Source organism: bacterium, assembly GCA_024226335.1.
In the GTDB taxonomy this organism is placed as follows: Bacteria; Myxococcota_A; UBA9160; order SZUA-336; family SZUA-336; genus JAAELY01.
Map to the genome: position 1 here is coordinate 1 of JAAELY010000212.1, position 5,529 is coordinate 5,529.

Below are 5,529 nucleotides of genomic sequence, written 5' to 3' on the forward strand. Positions count from 1 at the left end.
CTCCAGGCGTCGGTTGGCTCGCGAACGATGCCGTTGACCTGCAACGTCTCGGGCAACGCCGACGGCGGTGACGACAGGATCTGCAATGCGAAGAGAAGGAGAAATGTCATGCTCACACCTGCCATGAATGGGCTCTGCTCGGGTGATGGCTGTGGAAACCTGGGGGAGTGTGAGTCAGGCCCCATGTTTCGTTACGTGGCTTGATCACCATTAGGTTCAATGGGCAGCGACCAGTCGGCAAGAATCGAGCAGATTCTCGAGGACTGGGCCGGCAGGACCACCCGCAAGCAGCAAAATCGATAGTGGCGCCCATCCCGAGAGGACGGGGTGCCGAGGTCAACCGCACTGGCCGCCCCTCGCTCGTCTGTCCGGGCCCCGGAGTATTCTCCGGTGGAGGTTGGGGCCGAGCGGCTCCCAACCTGACGCCCGATTGACCCGATTGGCCTCCGCTCCCAATTCAGGTGTCCTCGGGTGTCCCCGCCGAGAGGTTTCGGCCTGTGGTGTCGGTGGCATCGGGGCGCATTTTACTTGCAAAACCTTGCGCATTTCGCTAACTTTCGAAAGTAAATTTTGCCCCCCCCCTGGAGACTTCTCCTATGTCGCCCAGACCGGCAATATCCCGTTGGGTGGAACAACTCCAGTCGCAGGGGCGCTATACCTTCACCCGCGACGAGGCGGAGGCAAAGACCGGCCGGTCCATTGTCGCGGCGCAGTCTGCGCTGCGCAGGCTCAAGGAGCAAAACCGGATCGTTAGCCCGAGGCGGGGATTCTACGTTGTCGTACCTCCGGAGTACCGCACCGCAGGGTCGCCCCCAGCGAGTTGGTTCATCGACGACCTCATGCGGTTCGTGAAGCAGCCCTACTACGTGGGCCTGCTTAGCGCCGCTGCCATTCACGGCGCCGCGCACGAGCAACCCATGGTCTTCCAAGTCATAACCAGCAAGCCGATCCGCGAGATGCGCGCTGGCAGGGTCGTTCTCCGGTTCTCGATGAACCGGAAGGTGGAGCAGATGCCGCTGATGGACGTGCAGACCGAAACGGGATCCATGTGCGTCGCCACGCCGGAGACCACAGCTTTCGACCTCGTCCGCTATCCAGCGGGAGCCGGTCACCTGAGCAACGCGGCCACCGTGCTCGCCGAATTGGCCGAGCGCCTCGACGTGGAGGCCCTGGTTGCGTTGGCGCAGCTCGTTCGTATGCCCGATGTCCAGAGGCTCGGCTACCTACTCGAAGCGGTGGGAGAGCACCGGCTCGCCAGACCCCTCGCCGACTGGCTTCGAAGTCGTAGTCCTCGTGTCGTTCCCCTGCGTACCGGGAGCCCAGCGGATACAGCGTCCGATCGGCGCTGGCGCGTGATTCCGAACGAAGAGCTGGACGTGGACCTTTGATTCCCCGTGCCCACATCACTGCCTGGCGAGCCCGTGCGCCCTGGCCTTCCGACGCCCAGGTGGAACAGGACTTATTGCTCTCCCGCGCCCTGGTCGAGATGTTCAATAGACCTGAACTCGCCGAGGGATTCGTCTTCCGGGGCGGGACGGCACTCCACAAGCTCTTCATTTCTCCAGCCGGGCGGTACTCGGAGGACATAGACCTCGTACAAGCCGAGGCTGGACCCATCGGGCCGCTTCTCGGCGGACTTCGCGAGGCACTGGATCCATGGCTTGGCGCGCCCCGCTGGAAGCAGGGCCATGGGCGCGTGACCGTGATCTACCGCTTCGACACCAGCTTCGAGCCGGTGATCCGCATGCGCCTCAAGGTCGAGATCAACACCCGCGAGCATTTCAACGTACAAGGTATTACGCGACGGCCTTTCACCGTGGACAACCCGTGGTTCAAAGGCACGACGGAACTCCCCGTGTACCATATCGAGGAGCTACTCGGCACGAAGCTCCGCGCACTCTATCAGCGCAAGAAGGGGCGCGACCTCTACGACCTCTGGCTCGTGCTCCGTTCCACCGACGTCGATCCCCGTCGGATCGTCGGTTGCTTCAGACATTACATGGACCGCGATAACGTCACCGCCTCGCGGGCGGAGTTCGAAGCCAACTTGGCCGGCAAGTTGAGCGATGACGTCTTTCTCGAGGATCTCCAGCTCCTCTTGCCCGCTGGCATCGGATACGATCCTCAGGACGCCGCCGCTCTCGTGCAGGAAGAACTGATCGCCAGGATTCCCGGAAGACCTTGGAAGGGACTCGAGACCTGATCTGTGTCCTTGAGCAGCCTGGTGGAATACAACTGACTTCTTGGGAAGGTTTCAAAGGCATAGCCCCTTGGACGACGACCAATGGCCGACCGTAACGAAAAAGCGATACGGGAATCCCTGGCCCGCGAGGAAGCGCGGCTGGTCGAAATTGAGAGCGAGCATACCCGAGTAGCACAGCGCATCGCCGAACTCAAGGTCCGGCTATCCTCAGCCGTCCACCAAATCGGAAGCTCAGAGAAGCCTTTACGAAAAGCCGCGTTGACGAGTCGCGTAGTCCCATCTACCTCGAAAGAGAAGGTCGCGTTGTTCCTCGACCTGTTCCGTGGTCGGACCGATGTTTACCCGAAGCGCTGGGTCAACACCAAGAAGGGCACGAAAGGCTACTCTCCGGCTTGCGCCAACGAGTGGGTGCGCGGTGTCTGCGAGAAGCCCCGTGTGAAGTGTGGCGAGTGCTCGAACCAGGCCTTCATCCCGGTCACCGAGAAGACCATCCACGAACACTTCCTGGGACGTCCCGTGATCGGCGTATACCCGATGCTGGAGGACGAGACCTGCTCGTTTCTTGCCGTGGACTTTGACAAGGGCTGTTGGCGCGATGATGTCGCAGCCTTCACCGCCACGTGTAGATCCAAGGACGTTCCGTTCGCGGTGGAACGGTCCCGGTCTGGCGACGGAGCCCACGTTTGGTTCTTCTTCAGTTCCCCCATCCCCGCCGGCGTGGCTCGCAAGATGGGCTGTTACCTCATCACGGAGACCATGGCGCAGCGACACGAGCTGTCCATGGCCTCGTACGATCGGCTCTTCCCCAACCAGGACACGATGCCCCGAGGTGGATTCGGCAACCTGATTGCGCTGCCCTTTCAGGACGGACCTCGGCAGCAGGGCAACTCGGTGTTCGTGGACGAGACGTGGATGCCATATCCGAACCAATGGGCCTTTCTCGCCTCTATCCGCCGCATGCCCCCTAGCCAGATCGAAGCGCTTGTTATTGACGCCCAGGCCGAAGGGCAGGTCCTGGGTGAGCGCGTAAGTGAGTTCTCGGACGACGAAGGTGACGATACTCCATGGAAGCGTCGGCCGTCACGGCGTACGGCCAAGCTGATCATCACGGAGCCTGTCCCAACTCGCGTCCGCTGCGTCCTGTCCCAACTCGCGTTCGTGGAGACGATCGGGCTACCGTCACCGCTGATCAACCGAATCAAGCGACTGGCGGCTTTTCAGAATCCGGTGTTCTACAAGAAGCAGGCGATGCGCCTGTCAACGGCGCTGACTCCGCGGATCATCAGTTGCGCCGAGGAACACCCGCAGCACATCGGGCTTCCTCGCGGCTGTATGGACGTGCTGCAGGAGTTGCTCGCCGAACTCGGTGTAGCCCTGGAAGTCGATGACCAACGCACGGACGGGGAATCTCTCGATGCCTGCTTTCAGGGGGACCTGCGTCCGATCCAGGAGCAAGCGGTTCACGCATTGGTTGAACACGACTTCGGTGTGTTCGTCGCGCCGCCGGGATCCGGAAAGACGGTCGTCGGCGCAAACCTCGTCGCCCGCCGTGGTCGGAGCACATTGGTCCTCGTTCACAGGACCCAGCTCCTCGAGCAGTGGATCGCCCAGCTCTCGTTGTTCCTGGATCTCAAGTCCAAGGAGATCGGTCAGATCGGAGGTGGAAGACGCAAACCGAACGGTCGGCTCGACGTCGCGATGATCCAGAGCCTTGCTCGTCGCGGCGAGGTGAATGACATCGTGGGCGACTACGGTCACGTGATCGTCGACGAGTGTCACCACGTCCCTGCGGTTTCATTCGAGCGGATCATGCGCGAGGTACAGGCGCGCTACATAACCGGGTTGACCGCGACACCGCGGCGGCGCGACGGCCACCATCCGATCCTTCATCTCCAGCTAGGCCCCGCGCGCTTTTCCATAGATCCCAAGAGCCAAGCCGCCGCGCAGCCCTTCGAACACAGGCTCATCGTTCGGAGCACGGAGTTCCGGTTGGCCAGCAATGCAGCGGACACCGGCATCCAGGAGGTCTACCGCCAGATCGCAATTGACGAGCGCAGGAATCGGTTGATCCTCGACGATGTGATCCGGGCTCTGGATGAGAAACGGTCACCGATACTCTTGACTGAACGTCGGGACCACCTGGACTACTTCGCCAAGCACCTCCACGGCCCGGCCCGCAATCTGATCGTCCTCCATGGCGGAATGAAGGCAAAGGACCGTCGCGCGGCAATTCAACAACTCGCGATTATTCCGGAAACCGAGGAACGTCTTGTCCTGGCAACCGGCAGGTTCATCGGCGAGGGATTCGATGATGCGCGCCTCGATACGCTCTTCCTCGCGATGCCCGTCTCCTGGAGAGGAACGCTCGTACAGTACGCGGGCCGTCTGCACCGCAAGCATCACGGCAAGACCGAGGTTCGCATCATGGACTATGTCGACCGCGACGTCCCCATGCTCGCGCGAATGCTTGAGAAGCGAATGAGGGGATACCGCGCCATGGGTTACGTGGTCGCCGATCACGTCGCACCTGAGCCGATCGACGAATACGTGATCGAGTATGACGAGGGCGCTCTTGGGATCCCTGACGGTGACTCGTTTTGAAGCGGCAGATGTGGTGATCGTGAGGAAGGAAGGCGATTGTGCGCGCCTACGCCGACCCTACGCGTTGCGCGCACTGCACGTGGCCTCGCTGAACCTCCTTCAGTTTCAATCACTTGCGCGCGTCGAAGCGCAAAAGCGAAACAGACTGAAAACCCGCTTGTCACGATGCAACGCGCTCGGTGCCTGCTGCTGCTTGACTGCGAGAGGTTTGACCTACCCGAGAGATAGGTTACACCCCATTCCGGACACATAGGTGACACTTCAGGCCTTTGCTGGGAGGGCAAAGTGCCGTGGAAGGAGTGTTGCAAGGTGGACGAGCGTCTTCGCTTCGTGGCCCGGTTGCTCGATGGGGAGAAGATGGCGGCTCCAGACGGGCTACAAGATCTTCAATCGCTACAAGGACTGCGGCCTGGACGGGCTGACCGATCGCAGCCGGCGGCCCTACCGCCAGGCCAACCGGTTGCCTGTCCAGATTGAGAGACTGACTGTCCGGCTCAAGAAAGAGCGACCGAGTTGGGGGGCGCTGAGGTCAGCAGAGCAATGCGTAGTCCCGGGGGTCGAAGCGCGCCTCCCAGCCGTCCGCAGTCTCGACGAGCAGGCCGTACACCGTCTGCGCCTTGAGGCCGAGTCGCACGAGCAGGGTCCGGGCGCCGTCGATGCGCAGCTCGGCGATCGGCTCAGCCGCCGGTGCTCCATAGTCCGCCATGCTGACGAGGAGCGGCTGC

At 61.8% G+C, this 5,529-nt stretch carries 4 protein-coding genes; all 4 read left to right on the forward strand.

Annotated elements, in window-relative coordinates:
* The first annotated feature begins 596 nt into the window (after positions 1-596).
* The gene (locus GY725_10595) at positions 597-1,388 is read left to right on the forward strand and encodes a hypothetical protein (GenBank protein MCP4004634.1); all 792 of its coding nucleotides are present in this window, start codon (positions 597-599) and stop codon (positions 1,386-1,388) included.
* On the forward strand, positions 1,385-2,203 hold the full coding sequence (locus GY725_10600) for a nucleotidyl transferase AbiEii/AbiGii toxin family protein (protein ID MCP4004635.1): 819 nt from the start codon (positions 1,385-1,387) through the stop codon (positions 2,201-2,203). The genes GY725_10595 and GY725_10600 overlap by 4 nt, the downstream gene beginning before the upstream one ends.
* Before the next feature lie 81 nt (positions 2,204-2,284).
* Positions 2,285-4,804, forward strand: a complete 2,520-nt coding sequence (locus tag GY725_10605) for a DEAD/DEAH box helicase family protein (protein MCP4004636.1) — start codon at positions 2,285-2,287, stop codon at positions 4,802-4,804.
* A gap of 346 nt (positions 4,805-5,150) precedes the next feature.
* Positions 5,151-5,529 (forward strand): helix-turn-helix domain-containing protein (locus GY725_10610; protein MCP4004637.1); only part of this gene is annotated, 379 nt, incomplete at its 3' end.

Bases quoted from the DNA above. Each gene is read 5' to 3' on its own strand.
- GY725_10595 (MCP4004634.1), top strand. From the start codon at position 597: ATGTCGCCCAGACCGGCAATATCCCGTTGGGTGGAACAACTCCAGTCG.
- GY725_10605 (MCP4004636.1), top strand. From the start codon at position 2,285: ATGGCCGACCGTAACGAAAAAGCGATACGGGAATCCCTGGCCCGCGAG.